The sequence below is a fragment of the Desertibacillus haloalkaliphilus genome (genome assembly GCF_019039105.1).
Lineage (GTDB): Bacteria > Bacillota > Bacilli > Bacillales > KJ1-10-99 > Desertibacillus > Desertibacillus haloalkaliphilus.
This window is the reverse complement of record NZ_JAHPIV010000572.1, coordinates 1-333: the sequence shown is the minus strand read 5'-3', so window position 1 is coordinate 333 and position 333 is coordinate 1. Positions and strand designations below refer to the sequence as shown.

Sequence of the window (333 nt, the reverse complement as noted above, 5' to 3'; positions counted from 1 at the left end):
AGAAAGAAGGGGAAAGGGGGGAAAAAAGAGAAGGAAGGGGAAGGAAGAAAAAGAAGGGAGAGGAGGAGAGGGGGGGGGAGGGGGAGGAGGGGGAGGAGGGGGGGAGGGAAGGGGAGGGGAAGAGGAAGAAAGAAGAGGAGGAGAAGAAAGAAAGGGAGGGGAGGGAAAAGGAGGGGGAGAGGGGGGAAAGGAAAGGAGAGAGGAAAGGAGAAAAGGAGAGGAGGAAGGGGAAGAAGAAAAAGAGAGGGGAGAAGGGGAGGAAGAGGAGAAGAAGAGAGAAGAGGGGGAGGGGGAAAGGGAAGAAAGGGGGGAGAAGAAAGAGGGAAGGAGAAG

The 333-nt window shown here is 56.2% G+C and carries 1 protein-coding gene; it reads left to right on the top strand.

Annotated features, from left to right (window positions below; translation table 11 throughout):
• Positions 1 to 333 (top strand): hypothetical protein (locus KH400_RS30425; RefSeq protein ID WP_217228701.1); only part of this gene is annotated, 333 nt, incomplete at both ends.